Origin of the sequence: Lachnoclostridium sp. (genome assembly GCF_031997925.1) — a bacterium.
Lineage (GTDB): Bacteria > Bacillota > Clostridia > Lachnospirales > Lachnospiraceae > Lachnoclostridium.
Genome location: NZ_DAMADT010000002.1, coordinates 1 through 24,217, shown reverse-complemented (window position 1 = coordinate 24,217; position 24,217 = coordinate 1). Strand labels below are relative to the sequence as shown.

The 24,217-nt window shown below is 36.8% G+C and carries 14 protein-coding genes; all 14 read right to left on the bottom strand.

Annotation, left to right across the window (positions count from 1 at the left end; genetic code table 11):
• Positions 1 to 418: 418 nt before the first annotated feature.
• Complete coding sequence (locus RTP52_RS01660; RefSeq protein WP_312368813.1) at positions 419 to 1,573, bottom strand: YibE/F family protein; 1,155 nt, start codon at positions 1,571 to 1,573, stop codon at positions 419 to 421.
• A gap of 107 nt (positions 1,574 to 1,680) precedes the next feature.
• Complete coding sequence (locus RTP52_RS01655) at positions 1,681 to 7,836, bottom strand: CehA/McbA family metallohydrolase (protein WP_312368811.1); 6,156 nt, start codon at positions 7,834 to 7,836, stop codon at positions 1,681 to 1,683.
• Positions 7,837 to 8,615: 779 nt separating this feature from the next.
• Positions 8,616 to 10,466, bottom strand: a complete 1,851-nt coding sequence (gene recQ, locus RTP52_RS01650) for a DNA helicase RecQ (protein WP_312368809.1) — start codon at positions 10,464 to 10,466, stop codon at positions 8,616 to 8,618.
• 175 nt (positions 10,467 to 10,641) lie between these two features.
• Positions 10,642 to 10,956 (bottom strand): L-rhamnose mutarotase, encoded by a 315-nt coding sequence (rhaM, locus tag RTP52_RS01645; protein WP_312368807.1) that lies wholly within the window; start codon positions 10,954 to 10,956, stop codon positions 10,642 to 10,644.
• A gap of 2 nt (positions 10,957 to 10,958) precedes the next feature.
• On the bottom strand, positions 10,959 to 11,927 hold the full coding sequence (locus RTP52_RS01640) for a helix-turn-helix transcriptional regulator (protein ID WP_312368805.1): 969 nt from the start codon (positions 11,925 to 11,927) through the stop codon (positions 10,959 to 10,961).
• Between the two features lie 424 nt (positions 11,928 to 12,351).
• Complete coding sequence (locus RTP52_RS01635) at positions 12,352 to 13,602, bottom strand: L-rhamnose isomerase (RefSeq protein ID WP_312106920.1); 1,251 nt, start codon at positions 13,600 to 13,602, stop codon at positions 12,352 to 12,354.
• Positions 13,603 to 13,626: 24 nt separating this feature from the next.
• Positions 13,627 to 15,030 (bottom strand): rhamnulokinase, encoded by a 1,404-nt coding sequence (gene rhaB, locus RTP52_RS01630; RefSeq protein ID WP_312368803.1) that lies wholly within the window; start codon positions 15,028 to 15,030, stop codon positions 13,627 to 13,629.
• 336 nt (positions 15,031 to 15,366) lie between these two features.
• The gene (locus RTP52_RS01625; RefSeq protein WP_312368801.1) at positions 15,367 to 16,965 is read right to left on the bottom strand and encodes a xylulokinase; all 1,599 of its coding nucleotides are present in this window, start codon (positions 16,963 to 16,965) and stop codon (positions 15,367 to 15,369) included.
• A gap of 268 nt (positions 16,966 to 17,233) precedes the next feature.
• Positions 17,234 to 18,646: a flotillin family protein gene (locus RTP52_RS01620; RefSeq protein WP_312107392.1), complete on the bottom strand. Its 1,413-nt coding sequence runs from the start codon at positions 18,644 to 18,646 to the stop codon at positions 17,234 to 17,236.
• Positions 18,634 to 19,278: a hypothetical protein gene (locus RTP52_RS01615; protein ID WP_312368800.1), complete on the bottom strand. Its 645-nt coding sequence runs from the start codon at positions 19,276 to 19,278 to the stop codon at positions 18,634 to 18,636. Before RTP52_RS01615 ends, RTP52_RS01620 begins: the two co-directional genes overlap by 13 nt.
• Positions 19,279 to 19,342: 64 nt before the next feature.
• Complete coding sequence (locus RTP52_RS01610; RefSeq protein WP_312107394.1) at positions 19,343 to 19,903, bottom strand: DUF1836 domain-containing protein; 561 nt, start codon at positions 19,901 to 19,903, stop codon at positions 19,343 to 19,345.
• A 189-nt stretch (positions 19,904 to 20,092) separates the two neighbouring features.
• Positions 20,093 to 21,052 (bottom strand): tocopherol cyclase family protein, encoded by a 960-nt coding sequence (locus RTP52_RS01605; protein ID WP_312368798.1) that lies wholly within the window; start codon positions 21,050 to 21,052, stop codon positions 20,093 to 20,095.
• Between the two features lie 181 nt (positions 21,053 to 21,233).
• Positions 21,234 to 22,346: an SGNH/GDSL hydrolase family protein gene (locus RTP52_RS01600; RefSeq protein ID WP_312107358.1), complete on the bottom strand. Its 1,113-nt coding sequence runs from the start codon at positions 22,344 to 22,346 to the stop codon at positions 21,234 to 21,236.
• Between the two features lie 339 nt (positions 22,347 to 22,685).
• Positions 22,686 to 24,011, bottom strand: a complete 1,326-nt coding sequence (gene aspS, locus RTP52_RS01595; protein ID WP_312368796.1) for an aspartate--tRNA(Asn) ligase — start codon at positions 24,009 to 24,011, stop codon at positions 22,686 to 22,688.
• Between the last annotated feature and the right edge of the window lie 206 nt (positions 24,012 to 24,217).

Sequence of the window (24,217 nt, the reverse complement as noted above, 5' to 3'; positions counted from 1 at the left end):
CTTATCTATGATATAAATTAAAAATTGGATATATCTTTTAAAATCATTTATAATACATTAAGGATTTAACACCCATGATTTCTTTAGAATTCTGATCCCCATATTTTTCATTAGAGAAGATTGCAGCAGAATTAATGCCTCAATATATATGGTGTAGATGCAGTATGTCATGTCGGACTTTGTATGACAGAAAAAACAAATATTGATTATCAGGCTTAATATACTAATGGTTCTATAATAGATGTTGAGGTATGTGAAAAACGTTTCACTACCTCAGCATTTTTGTTTTATAATAAGAAAAACCTCCCAGTGCCAGTCAGACAACCAAATCACTAGGAGGTGCAAATAAAGGCAATGCTGAGATTGGATAATATCAATGTATCATCGTGAATCCTACACAACCTTCCATCGTTCAAATTTAACGCGATAATATTTTATCTCCCTTTAATCGAAATATTGCAGCACATAGAGTAGACACTAGTGGTGTGGTTACAATAATACCTACCGATCCTGCGATTCCCTGCATAATTTCAATTGCCATCATATCACTATTTAATATTTGAATCATCGGATAATCATATACCTGGAATAAAATCAATAAGTTAAACGCCGATCCGACAAATGCAAGTATCAATGTATTTGCCATTGTTCCCATGGCATCTCGTCCGATATTCATTCCAGAACGAAATATCTGCTTTTTGGATATGGACGGATTTTGCTCATAAACCTCATGCAGTGCAGATACAATGGACATGGAGGTATCCATCAATGCCCCAAGTGATGAAAGAAGAATACCACTAATCAGCAAACCGCTGATTTTCAATGGCGAGTCCGAAGCCCGTATTACTAGTTCCTCTGCCTCTGACATATTAAATCCGTTCATCGGTGTCAAAGTTGTTATAATCCACGCAAAAATTCCAGCTGCTATAACCCCTCCGACACATCCTAAGAGTGCACAAAATGTCTTCTTTGTATATCCTGTCAGCATCAGTAATGCACCTGCACTGGTATATGCAGCAATCAATATAGTAGCGAAAATCGGAGAAGCTCCTTTTAGAACTAGAGGAATCAAAATATACCAAAGACTCAGCAAAGTAAACATCAGTCCAAGCAATGCTCGTGCTCCCTGCTTTCCGCCTACCAACATCATGAGTATAGCAAAAGCAATCATAGCTATAATCAATACGCTACTTCGATCATAATTTGGAATAGACACTACATACAGATCTCCTGTATCATTATAGTCCAGTCGTACAATAACCCGGGTCCCCAATTTTGCGTCCACATTATAATATGCATTTAAATAGTTAATCGCTTCCAGTACAGCTCCCTTATGTTTACCCGTAAGAACCGTTACTTCCAATTGCTGTTCTCCAATACGTCTTCCTTCTGTCCAAGTGTCTGGTGTTGCATCCCTTAATATATCTGTGACCTTTGCAACCGCAAACGTTCGTTTTTGAGCAGAAGATAGCGCAGCATCCGGATCCGGACGGTTTAAAATTAAAGCTGCGCCTATAAATACTAACAGCATCATCACTGCAGTTAAAATTCTCACCTTAAGGTTCTTTTTCATACCGTATTCCTCTCTGTTTACTAAAGTAAATACCTAACAAAGGAATACCACACTAAATTAGTGTGGTAGCCCTTCATTAATTAAGCCTTATACCTGTTTGCAATCTACTAGTTTACTTTGATTGTTTTGCTAAAGTTTTTCTTTTGACCATTCTCTAAAGTGACTACAACCGTTAACGTAACAATTCCTTTCTTCTTAGCAGTAATGGTTCCATTACTGGATACAGTTGCAATAGCCTTATCACTTACTTGATATGTTACCTTTACTTCTTCCTGACCAACCGGATCACCTTTTGTAAATGCAGCAACCCGTGCTAATTCCTGCGGAAGAGTTACCTTTACATTGATTTTTTTACCTTTTGCAACGGTAGATTCAACGGATACTATTACCCTGTCTACTAATGTAACTGCATCCTTTACCTTCTCTGTGCAAATAACAAAATCTCCTCCGCTTAGGGTAGAAAGTTTTATGGTACCATCTGCTGCTACAATTAATGGATTGTTTGGCATTTCTTCTAATGCACCGGTCTTAGCATTCTTATGGTAAATATATACCTTATCCCCTGCTGATAAGGAAAGTGTACCTTTTACAGGCACTGTAACTACCATACCTGCTGTTAAATTACCGTCTGTTCCTACAGAAAGTACTCCTACAGATTTTGCAGCTACTTTCGTATCTTTTTTCAAAGTAACCGCTATATTCATATCTTTTGAAACATACGTAACTTTCTTCAATTCAGATACAGGAATATCAACTGTGTAACCCTTTCCAATTACTACATTGATAGTAAGCTTCTGTCCAGATTTCTTTGCTAATAACAATGCATCTCTACTTAATATAATATTATTCACAGTTGCATCTTTAACAGTAGGAATGAACAAATCGATTACTATACCTTTTTTAATCTGACTATCCTTTAAAATATCCTTTAATACTTCTTTACCTAATAAAATTATAATGCTCTTATTACCGTCTATTACTGCATCTTTTAGGACTTCTTCACTGATTTTTATTTTTACAATTGCTTTTCCACCCACAATGGTAACTTCTGCTTTATCAACCTTTATTACAGTTTCACCCTCAGGTGTTAGTGTTGGTGTCGGCGTTGGTATTTCTGTTGGTGTTTCTGTTGGTGTTTCTGTTGGTGTTGTTGTTGGCGTTGGTGTTTCCGTTGGTGTCGGCGTTGGTGTTTCCGTTGGTGTTGGAGTTGGTGTTTCTGTTGGCGTTGGCGTTGGTGCTTCTGTTGGTGTTGGCGTTGGTGTTTCTGTTGGCGTTGGTGTTGGTGTTTCTGTTGGCGTTGGTGTTGGTGTTTCATCACGCTTACATACAATATCCCCACGGTCTCTAATACGAATACGCGCTGCAAGACCATCAAAGGTATTATCATAAGAGGACAGACCAACCGCTGTAATCAAACTTCCAACTGCTAAATCCTTAATTTCCTTGTCGGTTGTAATATAACCGTCAATAAAGATACGAGCAATATTTCCTTCGTTATCCTGAACAAGAATCGTTTGTACAGCTCCGTTTGCAAGTTCAATCTTTGTAACCTTTCCTGAAATCTTTACAAAGCTTCCAAGGTATGTTCTGTCATTAATCTCCTTTGCAGTTACTTCTTTCGGTTCTACTTTTGTAATATTACTATCTACCAAAGATATACTGCTAACATTTAACTGTCTTTCGCCCTGATAAGAAGAAGTTGTTCCCGTAATACGAACCTTCTGACCAACTTTAAAGTCTCCTGCAACTGGGAATGCATTAACACCGGCTGTTTCATCTTGTAGATAGATACAGTCAAAAAATGCTGTAGCCTTATCATATCCGGAAGCATTGGAGGTTACGATACCTTCTACCGTAAATTTAACACCTTCTTCAGTCTCTCTTTGTATATCCACTATCTTATCAAGCTGTGTCGGATTTACATACTTGATTATATTCTGTAAAATTGTATAGTTTGAGTAATTTAATTCTGCGTTGGTATCTGAAATTGTAGCCTGAATTTCAAAGTTACTCATAAATGCTGCACCGTCTACAATTACCAGTGACTTAGTTCCATTAGTATGTGTAACAATCTCGCTGGCAAGTACCATCAGACGATTATCATCTTTGGCATACTCATATTTTGGAATAGCACTTCCGCCAAGACTGTCATTATCACAATCCTTTGAGTAGGTAGAACTATGTCCGTATACAATAGGTGATACATTAGTCGGTAATGTAGAAGTAGGTTTTCCATTCATATCTACCGTATAAATCGTACTGCCACCATACTGACTGAAGAGTTGTGTGTACTTATTATCATTTGGATTCGCCGCATCGTATACAATACCTTTTATAAATGGATTATTCCAATTGTAAGTAGATAAGTACAGTCTTGCTTTATTTGCTTCACTTCCGCCTGCATTTAATACATCATCATAAGCACCGTCATCACTGATACGTAAAGACGCTCCAATTGCTTTTAGTAACTTATTCTGTTGTGCTGCCATATGATCTTGTGCTGGGAATTGTTTGTAATTTTCGTATAAATCTGACCATCCGCAGAGTATTAAACTTCCGCCTGCTTCTGAGAAGCCTTTAATTGCTTCTATTTCTTTATCTGAATATGTAGCATATGGTTCTCTTAACGCAGTACCATTACGGCGACTTGGTGCTGTTAATATAAGCATCTTATATTTACCATTTGCATTTTTAGCTGCCGCTATTAATTCGTCACTTGTATTCAGAATAACGCACCTTACATTGCTTTGTGCTGCAAGCAAGCTGAAGTTACCCATGTTATCTTTGTAATTTCCAGCCACATATTCATTGTAGTGACTTCCGTCAATTCCTATGTAAACCAGTTTATTCGCATCTCTAATATCTAAACTAAGATCCTTTGTAAATGCATAGTCAAGACCACCAACTGTCAGAACAGCCTCAACGGTTATGGTTTGCATTTTGGCCCTCTCAGGTGTGAAATCAAAATTATCTACAACAGTCGTTCCTTTTGCAACTATACCTGCATTCGTTTTATGAGCAATATCAGTTCCATCCAACTTATATGTCAAAGATTTAATGGTTGCATCTGCAGATTCATTGTTAAACAAGGTTGTTTTAACCGTCATTTTTTCTCCGGTAACAGGTGTATTGGTGCTACTTTCTACATTAGAAATTCCAAGCAGTTTTGTACTGCCAACCCATACTGGTGCCGTTACTGCAATGTCTCCATCCTTTTCTCTTACTCTGATATAATAGTAGCTATAGTCTGGCTTAAGCGTTACGCTAAGTTCCTTACTCTGAGCATTTACATCCCAGGTATGGATAATACGTCCGCTGTTTGCAATTACCTCTGCTGTTTGAATTACATCATTCGCATCATTTAATATTACCTTTAAGTCAAGACTCTTAGGTACTTCATTTATGATGCTTCCCATTAATTCACCATTTAAAGTATAGGTAATCTCTAAATTCTTATCTTCCGTAGCATATATCTTACGCGCCTTTAATGCATCATAAATACCCTGTTCCGTAAAGTCGCCGGTAATAATAACATTACGTGCATCGTTTGCATTTCCCCATTTACCCTTATGATTATCCTGATTATTTGTAGGAGCTACATGCCATCCTTTATCCAATGCCATGGTGTAATAACTATAGGAAGGGAAATATCCGCCGCTACCGATTGCCCCTTCTCCATTACCAACTTCAAGCAAAGTAATGCGGGAATCAATGGCAGGATCCCAGTAAGCAAAATCACTAAAGGTACCAAAGGTTTTACCTGGGTGATTAAACTGGCTGACGCTATTAACACCTTCCGGTTTGCTTAATAAAGCATAATAAGCTTTCATTCCAGCATCATTAGTTTTGCTGTTTAAGGTTGCGTTATTACGGCTAACAATGCCTTCTGTGTTCCAGGTGTTCATATGTCCCGGTCCACCAGACCAAGTCATTTCATAACCACCGAGAGCAATCACTCCTTTGTTTGTTGAATTAAAATTGGCAATTTTACCTTTATATTCATTCCATATTTTTTGGCTTTCTGCCGTCATTAAGCTCTTATTAAAAAGTGAAGCTTCTGGGTTAGCAGCACCCGATTTATCAAAATAGTTAGAGTGATCTGTAAATGCAACAAAGTCAATATTATCACCCTTGCTAATTTTACTAATATAATTAAGTGCTTCATCTAAAGAACCAGAGCCATCCGAATAAGTTGTATGACTATGCAATTGTCCAAAGTATAACTTATAATTCGGTGTACCTACGGTAAACGGCCACTCATAGGTTATAGCTTTTCCATCTGCACGGGTAATCACTACGGATGCTGTATAAGATGCATCAGCCATATCCTTAGATGGCTTATAGGAAAAGGTTCCGCCAGAATAACTCATGGTGGCAGCTTCTAATATAACCGTCTCTCCTGTCTTTAGTGTAAGCTTTGCGGTTGGAGCTGTTCCAAGATTCGTTGCGGTTATGCTAATAAGTGGTCTCTTTTCATCCCCTGTATATTCATTACGGTTAGGTGTAACTTTCGTAACCTGAGGTTCATCAGCTACAGAAATCGTTATTACACCGCTTGTTGCCTCATTGCCTGCCTTGTCTCTGGCAGTTACGAGAATGGTAAAGCTGGAAACGTCTTTTGTAAATGTGCTTCCAGGAATAGTTACTTCCCATTTCGTGTTATCCGAAGTACTCTGTACCAATGCCACCTTAGTAGATACCTGATTCACTGTATAGGTTAAATCTGCTTCGGATACTGCTACATTATCTGTAATTGTTATTGATATATTATAATCTATTCCAAACTCCGCATTCTCAAAAGTAGGCATTGTTATTGTTGGAGCTTTCGTATCATTTGTTACTACATAATCAGCGGTGGAACCGACACGAAGCTGATCAGTCGTATTATATTTGGATACACATGCATACAAATCAACCTTTTCGCCGGCTGTTACTCCGCTTGGATAGGTTGCTGCACGGTATATATCCATGCTGCCTCCATAGCTGTCCGTAACTTTTGTGCTTGCAGTGCTGCTATAGGTACCAAGTGTAACACCCTTAATTAACACCCATTCCGCTAGCAAGGAAGCCTTATCAGCCATCAATTCATTAAATGAAGTGTATTTCTGTGCAGAAATCAGCTGTGTATTTGCTGCCGGTGTGAGGACTTCTATTTTTGAAGGGCTCATTAACTGAGGGACTCCCCCATATGCTCCCATTGTTCCTGTTAGTTTTAAAACATCACCAATCTGGAACTCAGATAGAGTATTATATATCTGCAATGCATAAATTTGTCCATCAATGACATCTTCCAAAATCGCAGTATTTACCGTGTCATAGTTGCCGTATCGGTAAACAAGCTGTCCCACTACAGTAACTTGACCGCTGCTTAATTGACTGGCCTCTAATATCGATATTGCACCATCCGGAATTACAGGAATCGGATCGAATAATTCTGGGTCTACTGGATCCCCAGAAAGTACATAATGAAATACAGCTATATCACTTTCTTCATAATCCGGTGCAGTTGCTTTTGCCTCAATTGTTGTATCACTATTGATTATGATAGGATCTGTATAATTCACCCAAATCGCAGAAGGTGAAACAGTCGTAGCACGATACTGGATGCTCGAACCCGGTGTTACACAGGATAGTGTAATAGCACTTCCTGAAACAACAACTGCTCCAGACGGCATACTTGCTTGGGGTGTTGCTGTTTTTTCAGGTCCTGACGGATTACCGCTATCTAACTTGTACAGAGTAAAATTAGAAGGATAACTTGCTGGATTATTTGTTACCGTATCATTTTTATAAGCCCTAAACATGTTAGAAGAGCCTTTATTACTAGCTAAAACCACGGTATCGGCTCCGGTTCCCTTAAATGTAAAGGTCCCGTTATTAAATTCAAACGCCCATGCATAGCCTCCCTCAGCTATTCCATTATTGTTACCACCAGATGGCTTAACCTTTTTTCCGTTTGCATCAGATAAAGTAGCACTTGTCCCTGAAACAGAAATGTCCCATACCAAGGAACTTTCTGGATTAGTCACCTTGTTATCCGTAGCGCTAACAGCAATAGATCCAAGCCACCCATTATTGAGTGCACCTACTGCATAGCCGGTATTTACAACCATTACATACTTATCTGTAGTAAGTTCTGCTGCACTATTTATTTTTACAAAAGTGCTAACAGCCTCATTTGCATAACTTTTGACAGGATTTATTGAGAATACCATTATGATACTCAATAGCACTGCCAAATACCGTTTTGCATTTTTTTTCATTACTTTCCTCCTTAATTATATTATCTTACTACGTTTATATAAATTTCCTCCCCGCTCGCGGTAAAATCATATGAAACACTTTTACAATTTTACTTAAAAACAGAGGAATATTTATATCTGTTAAATATCTCCAATACTTCTAAGAGAAATCTTTTCCGGCCGTTTCCCCAAATCATCCAATATTATAAAAAGGATTGCTTAACAAGAAAAAAAGACGTGATTTCTAACGTCACATCCTTTTTTGAATGATGACATTTTTATTACTTATAATCAACTTATCTGCTGTATTATAATTGTCTACATCTTGCATCATAGATCACAATAAGTAGATTTTTTGTAATAAAAATGGCATCGAACATTACTAATTAAGTTTTGTTTTTCCAATTTATTCCAGTGAATTTAGTTTCGATTATAGCATATATGCACAATTAATGCAATATTCTTTGTCCTAATTATAACATCTATATATATACTTTATATCTTATCATTACGTTACGATTTTGATATATTATTGTCATTTTTGAATAAAATTTAGTGTAATTTTGATATTTTACTCTGAAAACATACTAAATGTTAGAACTTTAAAATTTTCCTAATTGATATATAGGTTCTATAATCGTTGGGGTGTACGAAAAAAAACGTACTCTAGCATTTTCTTTTATAATAAAAGAAAAACCTCCCAGCGCCAGTCTGATAAACAAATCAATAGGAGGCATTACATAGTCTTTCTTATTGCCTAGTAATACGAAACAGGTGGGCATAACAGCCCACCTGTCTAACTATTGATTATCTTCCTTATTACTTTGAAACCTACGGATCTCATCTTCAAATTGAGCACCATATTTTTCATACTTTACTTCACCAACTCCAGTAATTTGAAGCATTTCTTCTTTACTAGTTGGTAAAGACTGACTCATCTGGAGTAATGTTTTATCTCCAAAGATTATATAAGGTGGAACTTTTTCTTTTCTAGCGATGGACAGACGTAAAATGCGAAGTTCTTCAAATAGTTCATCATTCGTATCCAGTGAATACACAGCCTTTTTCTTACTTCGTGTTTCGGTGTTTTTCTCCTTCTTGTCTCGCTCCTTAGAAACCTTTAGTTCAATCGTATCTCTATGTTCTAATAATTCTTTTGCTTTATCTGTTACTTTTAAGATGGAATATTCCGAATTCGTAAGCATTAAATAACCGCTTAGTACAAGATGATTCATGATCTGCCGTAATCTTGGTATCGTTATATCTGCCAATGAATTATGGCATGCATAATCGTCAAGACGAAACTGCTTTATTTTAGCAGATTTACTTCCATGTACTGTATCAACAATCGTCATCAAACCGAACCGTTGCTTTGTTTCTAACACACACTGTATTAATTTGATACTGATTTCGGTAATATCAATAGTCTCAAATTCAGTTAAGCAATTGGAACAATCATCACAAGTTGGCTCTGCTACCTCGCCAAAATATTCTAAGATATAATGACGCAGACAGTCATTCGTAAAGCAATAGAATGTCATTTTCTTTAAGCGTTCTCGATCTCTTATCTTTACCGCCTCTAGCATTTCACCAGTTAATTCTTCATTCTCGCGATTGTTTTCAATAAATAACTGATTGGTTATTACATCTTGTCCACCATATAGCAAAATGCATTCTGCACGCTCCCCATCTCTTCCAGCGCGTCCAGCCTCTTGATAATAACTTTCTATGTTTTTTGGCATGTTATAATGAATGACAAACCTTACATTCGATTTATCTATTCCCATCCCAAATGCATTCGTTGCCACCATGATTGGTTTCACATCATAGATAAAATCATCCTGATTTTGATGCCTTTCGGCATCACTTAATCCCGCATGGTATCTAGTTACTGGATATCCTTCAATTTCTAAACGCTGCACTACCTCCTCCACGGCTTTTCTCGTGGCACAATAAATGACACCGCTCATATTTTTATGTTCCTTCAGATAGGAAACCAGCTCAGCATATTTATCTTTAGGACTCTTGACTGCAAAATATAAGTTCTTACGGTCAAATCCAGTCGTAACTACCGTAGCACGCTGTAATCCAAGTAATCGGATTACATCCTCTTTCACTTCTATCGTAGCAGTTGCGGTAAATGCACTAACAATTGGACGTACTGGTAACTGATTTATAAAATCAATGATTTTTAAATAACTTGGCCTGAAATCTTGTCCCCACTGAGATACACAATGTACCTCATCAATACTTAACATTGAAATATCAACATCTCTCGCAAATTCAAGAAACTCCTCCGTTAATAGTCTCTCAGGCGCCACATAAATAATTTTATATCGTCCTTCTTTTGCATAGGATAACGCAAGTCGATATTGATTAGCAGTTAAAGAGCTGTTTAAGTAAGCCGCATGGACTCCCATTTGATTCAATGTACCTACTTGATCCTTCATTAAAGAAATTAAAGGTGATACGACTAGTGTTATTCCAGAAAGCATAAGAGCTGGAACCTGAAAGCACACTGATTTCCCTGCTCCCGTTGGCATAATACCAAACGTATCCTTACCTGCTAAGATACTATTTATCAACTCCTCCTGTCCATCTCGAAAGGAATCATAACCATAATACTTTTTTAAAATTTGTTCTTTATTCAATTACTGTTCCTCGTTTCAAATCTTTTAGAAGTTCATAACTTCTATTCTTATGAACATTGTAAACTACTGGGTATGGAACGTCAATTCGACAAAAGAGCAAAGTTTTTGCTAAATATTGAACGATATGCTAAAAAAGCAGAGGAATTTATCTCACTCCCTCTGCTTCCTTTATTTCTTAATCAAGATGAAATACATTTTTTAGTGAAACACTTACCGGACTATTATCTGGATTTGTTTCCATTATGTCAGCCATAAAAGCCCACCATTTCTTACAGATTTCAGTCTCAGCAGCTTTATCCCACTTTTCTTCGTTCTCTAATTCTATGTAACCATATAGCACATTGGTCTCTTCATCTAAAAATATAGTATAATTGCTTCCGCCATACTCATGAATCATTTCTTTCATTTCAGGCCATAATTCATTGTGACGTTTTTCATATTCCTTCGCTTGTCCTTCAAATAATTGCATTTTAAATGCTTTCCGTACCATTACTAAGTCCTCCTATTTTTTTCTCGGTATTCCTTTGGTGACATATGATATCGTTCTCTAAATTTACGATGAAAGAAACTATTATTCTCATATCCTACCGCTACTACAATATCAGTTATTGACAGATTAGTTTCTGCCAGAAGTGACATGGCAATTTCAAATCGCTTCTCCTGCAACAGCTCTCTGAATGATTTTCCAGTTTTATTGGCTACTAATCTACTTAAGGATGATAACGATAAACATAGTTTCTCTGCTAATTCCGTTAAGCTTGCTGTTTTATAATTTATATCAATATAATTGACAGCAGCCTTAGCAATAACATCCTCATAACTATTGGGAGATCCTGCTTTCAATGAATCCGAGTATTTTACCAGATACAAAAACAAAAGTCCCATCACACGTTGATTAATCATGTCGTTATCTGAGGCATCATGAACCAAGGAATACACCAGGTTTTCTAATAGATTTTCTATTTCAAGAATTCCCTTTACTTTAAAATGTAGATATTGTTCTTTATGAGAGGCATTTCTTAAGATACCTACTAAAAAGTCTGCTAATACATTGCCCTTTTGAATCATCGTAAAACTCACATCAAAAAAACGCGGTAAGATGATTAAATTTATTGCAATATCCTCTTTCCCAGCCTCCTTAATTGCATGATAAGTATGCTGATTAAGAAATAATAAGTCCCCTTCCTCAAGTACCACTGGCACATCGTTAATAATGTGAGTTAAAGATCCCTTACAGACATAAACTACTTCAATATAATCGTGTTTGTGTTTTGGAAAATCGATAAAACGAGTATGCGGACGTATTGTAATCAACTGCTCTTCTTCTAACATCTTATTTTTTTGAATGACAAAATCTTTGCTTGAGGTGTAGCGCTCTTTTTCTACTTCCTTCTTTACGTTTAAAATACGTTTTTCTTCTTCCGTAATCTGAGAAAGAATTTGAATCAATTCTTGGTTCATCTATAACCTCATTTCTACGCTTCTCATTGTTTTACTTTCAAGACACTCCAAATTGTTAATCCAAAACATATCTCTTACCATTGAAAAGTTAACCCGGAACTTAGATACAAGATATAAACTAATTTCTTATATTGAGCATTACATACCCTTATTATAGTTAACATAGATAATTTTGTCCATCTAACATTATAATACAAAAAAAGTACTTCACGAACTTTTCCTTGTCATGAATAATTAGGCTGGTACTTATGCACCAGCCCAATTTTTTATCAATAATTGAGAAGAACATTCCCCCTCAAAGCGTTTCAACGCGTAGGTGGTGAGATGAATTCTCACGCGGATTGAGGCGTGTATAACCCCCGCTGCTTACCACATCCGTCCGCAGATATGGTAATGTTACAAAATATTATAAAAAATTAGTACTCTACTGTCTCTTTAATAAAACTTCTTCTTCGTATAGAGAAACCGTTGCGTACCACTCTTCTTTTACAGGTACATTATTTACTTCACAGAAATAATCCCAAATATCACCGAATGGATAAGATTTTAACTCTTCTTGTTGCATTAATAATTCTGTAAATTTTCCTTCGTTCTGAAGTTTCTTTAACTTATCGTTTGGTGTTAATAATGCATATAATAAGGATTTTTGTAAATTTCTCATACCAATTGTCCATGCTGCAACACGGTTAATGCTTGCATCAAAGAAGTCAAGTGCTAAAATAACACGGTCAAGTGCATCATTTCTGATTACTTCTTTTGCAATTTCTCTCGTTTCATCATCAAATAAGACAACATGGTCACTATCCCAACGAACTGGTCTTGTTACATGAAGTGCGATTTTATCTGCAAATAATAACATTGAAGAAATCTTATCAGATACCACCTCTGTCGGATGGTAATGTCCATTATCCATAAGACTTAAGATTCCATTCTTTGCAGCATAGTTAATGCAGAATTCACTAGAACCTACAGTGTAAGACTCTACACCTATACCAAATACCTTAGATTCTAGAGCAACGATAACCTTATTCCTATCATAATCAATGCTAAGAATCTGATCGAGAGAATCTTTAAAGCGTGCTCTTGGAGAAAGGCGATCCGCTGGAATATCCTTATATCCATCTGGAATCCAGATATTCATAACACATGGCTGACCTAATTCCGTTGCAAAATACTCAGAGATGCGAACACAAGCTTTTCCATGGTCAATCCAGAACTTACGGATTTCCTCATCTGGAGAGGAAAGAGTAAATTGTCCTGCCTTTGGATGGGAGAAGAAAGTTGGATTAAAATCTAAACCAAGCCCTCTCTTCTTCGCAAACTCTACCCATTTTGCAAAGTGTTTTGGCTCTAACTTATCACGGTCAGCAAACTCACCTTTTTCAAATATTGCATAATTAGCATGTAGGTTAATTTTATGTTTTCCAGGTACCAAGGATAATACCATATCGATATCCGCCATTAACTCTTCTGGTGTTCTTGCCTTTCCAGGATAACTTCCTGTTGCCTGGATTCCACCGGATAAAGGTCCATCGTTATCAAATCCCGTTACATCATCTCCCTGCCAGCAGTGCATCGAAATTGAAATTCCCTTTAGCGTTTCTAATGCCTTGTCGGTGTCAACACCAAGCTTACCATAAATCTGTTTTGACATTTCATATCTTTCTTTTATCATATTTTCCCTCATTTCTGCTCTTACTTAAGCTTCAAATTTCTTAATTTCAAAGGATTTAAATACTGCTTCTCTTGCCAATGATACGGAATCGAATACCTTCGTACCAATCATCTGTGCTAATATATTTCCTATCGCTGTTGCTTCTGTAGGACCTGCGTATACTGTTTTCCCAGTAGCTTTTGCTGTTAATTCGTTTAGATACTGAGCATTACAACCACCACCTACGATATGAATACTGTCATATTGATACTGCGATAGTTTCTCAAGTTCTTCTATCGTCCTACCATAACATTCTGCCAAGCTTTGATAGATAACGGTAGCAATTTCTCCTGGTGTTTGAGGAACTTTTTGATTGGTTACTTCACAATACGTTTTAATTGACTGGATCATACTATCCGGAGCAAGGAAACTATCATCATTGACATCGACACGGGATGGAAAATCATTGCATTCACCAGCCATTTCACAAAGTTTTGCAAAGGAGTATTCATCATGATATTCCTTCTTCACAGATTGAATCATCCAAAGTCCCATAATATTTTTTAAGTAACGGAAGCGATAATCAAATCCACCCTCGTTTGTTAAGTTTGCTAGACGACTTTCTTCTGAGCAATCTGCCTTTCTTTGTTCAATCCCCATGAGAGACCAGGTACCTGAACTTATGTATAACGTTTGTTCTTCGTTGCTTGGTACCGATAATACTGCGGAGCCTGTATCATGTGTTGCCGGAAGCATAACTGTTAAATCAAATCCTATTTCTTTCCTTATCTCCTCGGTTACTGGGCCAAGTACGTCTCCTGCAGTTCGTAACTCCTTGAAGATTTCCGTTGGATAACCGAGACTAGAAATCAATTCATAATCCCACTGTTTTGTATTTGGATTTACCAATTGTGTTGTTGTTGCATTTGTATACTCCACCGCTTTTTTACCGGTTAGCAAGAAGTTAAAGTAGTCTGGTATTAATAAAAAATCTTTGCCTCTCTCTAAATATTCCGGATATAGCTGCTTTAATGCCATCAATTGATATATTGAGTTAAATGGCTGCTTTTGAATACCAGTTCTCGCATATAAGTCCTTATCACTAATTACTTGATATACGAATTCCTCTATCCCTTTGGTACGATCATCTCGATACCCTACGGTATTTCCAAGAATCTGATCTTTTTCATCCAATAAAACAAAATCTACACCCCAGGTGTCAATTCCCATGAAACTTGGAATTTTCCCAATCTCTTTACACTTTTTAAGACCTTTTTTAATCTCATCAAACAAATATGGTACATCCCAGCACAATTCACCATCTTTTTTTGATAACTCATTGGAAAAACGATGTACTTCTTCTAATACAATTTTTCCATCTGCAAGCCATCCTAAGATATGTCTTCCACTAGATGCTCCAATGTCTACTGCTAGATAATAAGTTGTCAATATGTAACCCCCTTTACCTTGTATGAATCTCTTGGATACAGTGGACTATTATCGTCCTATATACATTATAATAATGAGCAAGGAGAAAAATAAGGACGTATCTTCTAATAGCTACGTCCGTTTTTGCAGAATATACTGCTTGTATGGTATAAGGGTGATTCCCTCAATCTCGCATCAGTTTTGGATTATCAATTTATGAATAAGTAAAAGCCATGGGACTGTTTCTTTTATCCCATGGCTTTACTATATCTAAAGATGTATTTCAATACCAGCTATAAATTTATCTCTTGAACTGAAGCGAATAACCATTCAATATATATGAACTTTCATGAATAACTATAATATCTCTACTGCTTTTCGTTCAATTTCAAGTCCTTTGGTGTATCGTTTGATAAACTGCTCAAAACCTTCTACATCCTTCGGATCTGGCTGCATCCTGCTACCTGTTTTTCCTTGGAATACATTTTTCAAAAGATACTCATCTAAGGACTGACCTTCCTCCTTATGAATCATATAAGAAGCCAAAATTGCAATTCCCCACGCTCCGCCTTCTCCAGCAGTCTCCATAACAGACACAGGTACATTAATTGCCCCAGCCATAATCTTTTGACCAACATCTTTTGTTTTAAATAATCCACCATGGCCAAAAATCTCATCCAACTGTACCTGCTCTTGTTTTAACAGGATATCAAGACCTATCTTTAAAGCACCAAGTGCTGTAAATAGATGAACTCTCATAAAGTTTGCAAGGTTAAACTTACTCTCCGGTGTCCTTACAAACAACGGACGACCTTCTTCAAAATGCGTAATATGTTCTCCAGAAAAATAATTGTATGCGAGTAATCCTCCACACTCTGCATCGCCTTCTAATGCCTTATTATATAACGTAGAGAATATCTTTGACATATCAGCTTCCATGCCCATTGCCACAGCAAATTCTTTGAAGATAGAAACCCAAGCATTCAAATCAGAAGTACAGTTATTGCAGTGCACCATTGCAACAAGATCTCCGCTTGGTGTTGTCACAAGGTCAATTTCTTCGTAAACTTTTGAAAGCTCTTTTTCTAGTACTGCCATTGCAAATACGGATGTACCAGCGGATACATTACCAGTTCTTCTCGCAACACTATTGGTCGCTACCATACCCGTTCCAGCATCACCTTCCGGTGGACAAAGAGGAATTCCTGCTTTTAATTTTCCTGAAACATCAAGAAGTTTTGCTCCTTCTTCCGATAATACTCCTGCAAAATCTCCTGCAACTAGTACTTTCGGTAAAATATCTTCTATTTTCCAAGTATATTCATTAGAGACAATTAGTTCATTAAACTGAGCTAACATTACTTTATTAAAATCCTTAGTTTTTATATCTATCGGAAACATTCCAGATGCTTCTCCGACTCCTAACACTTTTTTACCTGTTAGCTTCCAGTGAATATATCCTGCTAATGTTGTTAGGAAACTAATGTTCTTCACATGAGATTCCTTATTTAAGATAGCCTGATATAGATGGGCAATACTCCAACGTTGTGGTATTTGATACTGAAATACTTTGGTCAACTGTTCGGATGCTGGTCCTGTTATAGTATTTCTCCAGGTACGAAATGGTACAAGTAACTCTTCACTTTCATCAAAAGCCATATAACCATGCATCATACCACTAAAACCAATTGCTCCAATTGTTGTAAGTTCCACACCATACTTATTCTCAACATCGCTTACCATCTGTCCATAACTATCCTGAACGCCTCTCCAGATATCATCCAGATGATAGGTCCATACATTATCAATATATTGATTTTCCCAATCATGGCTTCCTGACGCAATTGGTTCATTTTCTTCATTCACTAAAACAGCTTTTATTCTAGTAGAACCAAGTTCAATTCCAAGTGTCGTTTTTCCCATAAGAATCGCATCCTTAAAGTGTTCCATACCCATACCATTCCTCCTAAATTATGTATCCTTAATAGTTCATACAGTATTATGAAAATCTAAATTTTTTTATAATCAGTTTTTACGAAAACCTAGAGATATTTTCATAATTAATTTTACGGTGCAAAAAGCGCCTTTTATTATCTTATTTCATTATATCTAAAAATAAGAAAGGATACAACTGACTTTTAATGAGCTATCTTGTATGTACTTTCCACTTTATTTTCATCAAACTTCCACGTGCATGATTTAACGCATGCAAATTATGTACTTACTACTTCTCCGTTTCTTCTACTGTAACGGTATGTTCCGTCGCATTAGCATTCAAATTTTCTAAATCCTTACCCAAGTAAGTTGGTAATTCCATTCCTGCCATCTTAAACATTTCATTCATTGGAGGAACTGACTTTAACATCCCGGATAGAAAATTGGCTGTGGTAGGGCTTCCATCTTTACCTCCCATACCATCCCAAACAGTAACTTTATCAATCTTAAGATTCTTAATTGCTTCCACTTGAATCTTCACAATTTCTTCTAACTTATCCGCAATTAATAGTTTAACTGCATCGTTTGTATCACCGCCTGCGGATTTTACGATCTCTGCAAAACCAGCAGCTTGTTTCGTTAAGATTTCCTGCATACCTTTCGCTTCTGCTGCCATCTTAGCATAGATAGCGTCTGCTTCACCTTGTGCTCTACGTCTAATTTGCTCTGCTTCTGCCTCTGCCTGTAATTCCTTTTGTCTCTTTGCTATTTCAGTTTTAACAATGACATCAGCCTCTAATGCTGCCTGCTCACGAGCAAAACGTGTTTTCTCTGCCTCTTCTTCTGCTTCGTATGCTTCTTGTAACGCTTTCGCTGCTTGAATCTTTTCTGCAGCTGTAGAACGACGTAAGGCTTCTGCTCTCTTTTCATTTAAGGTTGCTTCCGATTCTGCAACGGATGCCTTAGCCTCATTTTCACCCTTGATTGCTTCAGAGTCCGCTAATGAAACATGTACACGCTGGTCTCTCTTTGCATTCGCTTCACCGATGGCACCCAAACGATCTGCTTCCGCTACAGAAATCTTAGCGTCATTGATTGCTTTCGCAGCAGCTTCTTTACCTAACGCAGCGATGTAGCCAGACTCATCTGTAATATCTGTTACGTTTACGTTGATAAGACGAAGACCAATCTTCTTTAATTCACTTTCTACGTTATTTGATACCGCAGCAAGGAATTTATCACGATCTGTGTTGATTTCTTCAATTTCCATAGTTGCAATTACAAGACGTAACTGACCAAAGATAATATCCTTTGCTAATTCCTGAATTTCTATTAGTTTTAATCCTAATAAACGTTCTGCTGCATTTTGCATAACTCCAGGTTCTGTTGATATACCAACGGTAAAGCGAGATGGAACGTCAATACGAATGTTCTGTTTTGATAGTGCATTCTTTAAATCAACCTGAATGGACATCGGAGTTAAATCCATATATTCATACGATTGAATAACTGGCATGATAAATGCTGCACCACCATGAATACACTTTGCACTACGATATGTACCATCCTTATTCGAACCAACCTTACCATAAATAACTAAAATCTTATCGGAAGGGCATTTGCGGTATCTTGATAATATAACCACAACTGAGGTAAACAAGAATACAGCAATAACTGTGAGTAAAATTACTAAGCTATCCATTTTGAAATTCCTCCTTTATTCTTTGTAGTTTCATCACTTTTGTGACTAACAACCAATACTGTCTGATCATCGATTGCTTCGATGACGCGGATATACTCCCCGGTCTTTAAGTCTCTTTCTTCCGAGGTAATTGCAGAAAGCTCGCAAAGACGTTCCTGAACTGTTACCATAACTTTACCTGTACCCTTACGATTCGCAGGAATTGGAATATAGACTTCTCCGGTTTTTCCTACTGCATTTTCAAGGGATAACGTTCCGTTATTTTGCAGTTTTAATGCAAATTTAAATAGATATGCGATTCCAAATAAAGCTGCGCTTCCTGCCAATAATGATAAAATGATTGCTAAGGCTTCTGATCCATTTGCATTATCAACAGCGATTCCCGTCCATCCGCCTATTGCAAAAAATGCTACAATTCCTCGAATGGTAAATAACGACAATCCGTCCGAACCATCATGCGCACCGGCAAAATCATGATCTGAGATATCATGATCAGAGATATCACAATCGTGGTCATGCCCGATTCCGAATAATAATAAAATGGTCTGCAATACCATTACTACAGTTGCCGGTATCGCTACCGTTGCAAATACCTGGCTCAACTGACTTAAACTATCCCACCATTCTTTCATAGTAACCTCAATTCTAGCGCATATGCGCTTTTTGTTAACCTAATTGAAAAACTATCTTTATCTCTTATTCATTCATAATATCAGTGAAAATCGAATCTGCTTTGTGCTTTACAATCGCTGACGCATAATACACCAATATAATCTTTAGTACATTAACCACCCTTCTTTTTGCGCCTTCGTATGGCTCAACATATGTACTTAGTGTCATGAGAATCGCTTTTTCTAACTCCTTTGGTGTAAGAATAATATCATAATCAATGCTATCTAACATATCGCAGACATAATGATATAATTCTGCTTCTGATATTAACAGTACCTCCTCATTACCACCAAACTCAATCTTCTTTAAATAATCGAATAATTTAGCGATATGATCGAGCTTCATCACATCACGTAACATATGAATGAGCAGGATACTTGCAAGTTGATTCTCCGAATAACGCTTATCCACTGGATTTTTTACCCAACCCCGGTTAATCCAGTTTTGAATTGTTGTGGTATCCAGTCCAGTAATCTCTCTGACCTGAGCTAACATCAAGCCTTTGGTAACACGAAATACACCAAAAAATTCTCTTGAAGTAAGCTCTCCTCGTTCAATTACTGTACCTGGAAAACAAATTCCCATTTCATCACCTCCAGTTTACACGGCCTTACATATAATGTCTATCTTTTCCACTTCCAAGTATGATTTTACTATCCATTCATATGAATGTCAATCACCGTCATACTAAAAACTCCCTATACTATTATAATCTTATCCAGATCAAAAAAGAATAGGGAGTTCTATTTTTATCTTGTATATCTGCGGTATGCTTTAGCCTTCCATAATGACATGTTCATACCCTGCTTGTTTACTTACTACCTCGAATAAAAGCTTTTCATCTTCATAGAAACGGTAGCGAACCTTGCATGCTACGCTCTCTTTAATCCGTCTTCTCATTGCACCTCTCACAGGAGCTTTCAAGGAATGTGGCTCTTGCTTTATCACCGATACTTCAAGTAAATACTTTCCCTGAAGGATTGAAAATCCTTTTTTCGAATAAGAAACTAATTTACCACCGAGGTAAGTCGCTAAACGATATTCCTTACCTTGATACCAGATAGCACAAATACAACCAACAAAAGTAGTCGATAGAAATGGTAATTCTGCTACCGATGCCATTATACTACCTATCGATGGCTTTTTAAAACTACATTGAGTCCATAGATAAGAGGTCGGGAACGAATGCCCACGATCTTTCTCTATATATCCTAAACCATCTCGAAAATCTATTCTTTTACCATTAATCACTATTGTCCCATAGACTCCATGAAGCATACTAACAACCTCGTGCTTACAAGGAAGGAATGGTACATAATCGTAATATCCCATAATAGAGTATCGCAGCGGATGAAAAGCGGGTTCACTTGAACTTACGAAATCTCCTAACACGATATCAGGCTTCATTTTAGAAGGTATTTTTTTAGTAAAAAATAAACGACCCGTAACTGTTAAATTTTCCGTATGCAGATTTATTCTAACTCCGCTCTCAGTAAAAATGCTCTTCCCAAGTTTTACAAAGAATCGCCTTTTGCTTGCATAAAAATCACTACTTGAAAAAGTACAGGAATATGCCCCTTCCTTTGTAATGATTTGTAGATTTGCACTCTTAGCACCGTACTCATCAATATGAAAGGAAGGAATAATTGCAATGGTTTCCTCCTCATTTTGTTGTTTGATATACCACCCTTCAAAATATGAGGTTTTCTTATTATCACCATAAAAATACTTCATAAGCTTATCAAATTCCTTCCTACTAAACTATAATATACTTATACTAATGTAACTGTATTTTAATAATTTATTCAGCATGTATTTACTTATGATCTTTCTACTAAGATTTTTTCAAACCACATTACTTTTGTTGACTTTCAAGTTTCTAAGTCTTTGGAACAACTATTTACCTCAAATGTTTCTATATTTTATTTTGAATTTCATCACTGAGGATTGCTGCCATTCGTTCATGCGCTTTTTTCCCTGGATGATTCCTTGCTCCAATCTCCTCATCTGTCATCTTTGGAATCTCAAGTAGAGAAACCTTTCTGTCCTCACATTCTGCTTGATATGTATTGATAGCTTTTTGCAAGGAAGGTAAAAGAGGTTTATCAAGGATCCCATAAACCCAAAGTAAGTATGCATTCGGATTTAATCTTCGTAGTTTTCTTAAAAATGCTCGTACTGCCCATTCAAAACGCTCTAAATCCTCTTCATGATAGGTGCCATCCTCGTTCTTTCGTTCCTTAAATGTTTCACCTGTTCGTTCGTCTCTCCATTCTGGCTGTTCAAATGCGCCACCATCGTTCGTACCAAGATTGATTACGATCACATCTGGCTGCCAGGCTTTAAAATCATTCTTTTCATATGCTCCAAGCGCTTCATTTCTCTCTCCCTTTAGTAGTCCACAAACTTCTTCATAGATTGGTGGTATTGCTCCGTAAGGGTTATTATTCCAGCTAGAGACTACACCCCAACCGCTTTGAGATATAATCCGAAGCTCTGCATCTATTTTATTAGCTAATAGGGTTGCATAATTCTCTTGAGAACTAAACCACATAGAAATCCAGTCCTCTTCACATGTTGCTCCAATAGCCCCTTCCCCTGATGTAATACTATCTCCGATTACTTCAAGCTTTAATTTACGCTCTGCAACTTTATAAAATTCACCGTCTAACTCAAATGAGAATAATTGAAGACAATGTTTTTCATCATCAGACATAGCTTGGACTTCCTTAACAAGCTGAATATTTTTTATCACTTCAGGATTCATGTTACGGAATAGACAGATTTTATGCATTCCCTTTAATACCATCTGCCTACTTATGACTTCTCCATTCACTAAAACACGAATCCAAGGTTCAAAACAATCGTAATCCGAAAATAACTCAACCCAAATTTCTGAACCAGATACATTAACCTCAATTCCACTACCAGTCCAAAATAAAGTTAGCGGATTTCTTTCTTTGGTTGTTCTTCCATGTACCTTATAGTGTTCCACTTGCTCTAACGGAACCTTTCTCATTTTCCCCATCGTACCTCTCCTTACTTTACAAAACCACTTGAAAGTTGCTATACTAGAAAAAGCGCGCATCGCGAACTTTTCTTTTTCATTAATAGCCCCCGCTTTCGCTTTGCTAAGAAGAAGCGGGGGACATCTTCTGTAAGATTATATTCCATATTATTCCTAGGGATTCGGAAAGTCAAGAAATACTTGTCAATTTTTTGTCAAGTAATAGTATGAAATAAAAGTACTCTTCTTGGCTCACATAACGAGCTTTTTCTTATTTATGGTATACCAAATTTACTTGCAAGTTTGGTATTTCCATGGGAGTATGAATTTGAGATTATCTAGAAGAGCTACCTTCTAATCTTAAGGTTGTAAGCGATTTATATCTCTTGGAAACAATGTAGCATAGCGAACATTATTCTGATTACACAATTTACTTGTGAATCGTTCCAAGCCAAGCCCTAAACCTCCATGTGGAGGCATTCCATAGCGGTGCATCATTAAGTAACTTTTAAAATCTTCCACATTCATTCCTCTCTTTTTTAGCTTATTAACCTGTTCCTTAAAGTTATGAATTCTTTGCCCACCTGTTGTTATTTCTAAACCACGAAATAAGAGGTCAAAGCTTAAAGTTTCTTCTGAATTCTTAAGGTCCTCCATTGCATAAAATGGTCTCTTGCTGCTTGGATAATGGGTTACAAAGACAAATTCACTTCCTGTTCTTTTCTCTATAATCTCGCAAAGAAGTTTCTCCTCTTCCGGTTCAAAATCCGTCATATCACGAATGGATCGATTATATTCCTTGGCTACAAGTTCTTTTGCTTCCTTAAACCTTATTGTTGGAATTTCTTCGATAACTGGAAGCGATATATTTAGTATTGATAACTCTTTTTGATAGGAATCCTTTAGAAACTCTAGCGTAGCTTTTAACATGCTGGTTTCCATTTGCATAATTTCTTCAAAACTTTCGATGTATCCCATTTCAAAGTCAACACTTGTATATTCATTTAAATGTCTTGAGGTATCATGCTTTTCTGCTCGAAAAACAGGAGCAATTTCATAGACCCGTTCAAACACTCCTACCATCATCTGTTTGTAAAATTGAGGGCTTTGAGCAAGATATGCTTCTTTTCCAAAATAATTCAAGGAAAATATATTTGCACCTCCTTCAGCACCCATCTGAACGATCTTTGGACTATGGATCTCTGTGAATTTTTGCTCGGTAAGGAATCTCCGAAAGCCATTCGCTATCCCCTCTTGCAGTTTAAAAATAGCTCGTTCTCTCTCATTTCGTAAAGTGATCGGGCGATAATTTAGTAACGTATCGATGGAAGCCTCAACTAATTTATTGTGAATTACCACAGGCACTTCCCCATATGGTTTTGATAATACCTTTAATGAAAGTAGGCGAAGTTCATACCCTACCTTCGATCGTTCCTCTAAAATAACCTCTGCTTCTATCTTTACGGTAGATTCTTCGATTAATTCCTCCAGTGCAAAGGTTGAAAATTCTTCTGAATAGATGCATTGAACTACCGCCCTCTTCGTACGCAATAATATAAATGCAAAGCCACTCATCTTTCTTATTTTATAGATACTTCCGTGTAATGTAACTTTCTTACCAATAAAATTTTTTAATTCCTCAGCTTCAATTCCATTCTTAATCACAATTGGTTTTATCGTATTCATAAAATTCCTCCTAACTTTAGGATAAGTCTCTTTTCATTCTCTTCTTGAGAACCTTGTCAAAGCAAACGTTTCTTGTGCACCTTTTAGGAAGAATTTTATAGCAAAGGAAAGGAAGATAATTATAACGAGAAAAAAGGACCACATTCGTAATTGAGGTGACCCCTAAAAGTTAGACTTTATGGCGAGGTGGATTTTCCACTTCGCCT